The organism is Microbulbifer discodermiae, assembly GCF_040742695.1.
Lineage (GTDB): Bacteria > Pseudomonadota > Gammaproteobacteria > Pseudomonadales > Cellvibrionaceae > Microbulbifer.
Genome location: NZ_JBFLAB010000144.1, coordinates 1 through 1538 on the forward strand (window position 1 = coordinate 1; position 1538 = coordinate 1538).

Genomic DNA, 1538 nt, shown 5'->3' on the forward strand with positions numbered 1-1538 from the left:
TTTCCGAGCCGCCGGCTTTTGTTCACCAAAGAGTGCAGCACTGGGTAGAGCAAAGTCCCGATGCCATAGCGGTGACCGGGGCCGAGAGCAGTTTGACCTACGGTGAACTCAACCGCCGCGCCGATGCCCTGGCACAGAGGCTGCTGGCCCTGGGAGTAAGCTGCGATGACCCGGTAGCTTTATATCTGCCCCGCGGGGAACAGTTGGTGGTCGCCATCCTCGCGGTATTGAAGTGCGGTGCCGGTTATCTGCCGCTGAACAGCCGCTACCCGGTGGAAACCCTGGTGGATATGCTGGCGGGCATAGAAGCCAAATTCATTGTGTCGCAGCGGGGTCGCCTGGAACAGGAATCCCTGTGGCCAACCTTAGCCGATCGTATGCCCGCACTCGCCAGAGTCCTGCTGGATGATCCGCAAGTGGAGTCGGCAGCGGAGCCCGTAGGGCAGGTTCAGCCGCATCCGGATAACCTGGCATTTTGCATCTTTACTTCGGGCAGTACCGGCAAGCCCAAGCCGGTGGCCGTGACACACCGTGGGTTTAGCCACCTGATGGAGTGGTATAGCACACTGACGGAAACCACGGCCGACAGCAATACGCTGCTGATCACTGCCACCAGCTTTGATTTGAGTCAGAAAAATATTTTCCTGCCCCTGATCAACGGCAACCAGTTGCACCTGGCCGACGATGACTTTGATCCGGACCGGCTGCTCGAACAGCTCCGCTCGGGTCTGATCGACCACAGCAATCTGACCCCCAGTGCCTGGTTTGCCCTGGCGGAGTTGGACAACAACCGCGAGGCGTTTTCGCGGCTCGATACCCTGGTATTGGCAGGGGAACCCATTGATGCCCGCCGATTGCAGAGCCTGTGGTCCAACTATCCGCAGCTGAAAGTGATCAACTACTACGGCCCGAGCGAATGCACAGACGCGTCGTTGGTACACCCCCTGCGCTCGACCCAGGGGAACGCCGTGATCCCCGCCGGTAAAAGCCTGCCCTATTGTCGAAACTATATCGTCGACCAGGAAGGACAACTGATGCCGGAAGGCCTGGTCGGAGAGCTGTATATCGGCGGTATCGGCGTGGCGCGCGGCTACTATGGTCGGGCGGGATTGACCGCGGATCGCTTCTACCCGGATCCCTTCAGCGATGTTCCCGGTGCCCGCATGTACCGCACCGGAGACCTGGCCCGCTATGGGGACGCGGGTGACATTGTAATCCTGGGACGGTGCGACCAGCAGATAAAGCTGCGGGGATTCCGTATTGAGCTTGGCGAAGTGGAGGCGCAATTAAGACGCTGCACGGGGGTTGAGGAGGCGGTGGTGAGTCCCCGAACCACTCGGGGCGACACCAGGCTGGTGGCTTTCCTCAAGCTCGACACCGTGGATGCGGATACTGAAGAACAGTCAGCGGCATCACAACAGGCACGGGTAGATACCATTGCCAGTGAGGCCCGGGACAAGCTGCCGGGCTATATGTTGCCGGCGTTTTATCAGCCGCTGGAGGCGTTGCCACTCAACGCCCACGGCAAAATCGACCGC

Annotated in this window: 1 protein-coding gene; it reads left to right on the top strand. The window is 60.2% G+C overall.

Translation table 11 applies throughout. From position 1 onward, the window contains the following. The coding region (locus tag AB1S50_RS19435; protein WP_367152925.1) for an amino acid adenylation domain-containing protein at positions 1–1538 on the top strand (1538 nt) is incomplete at both ends.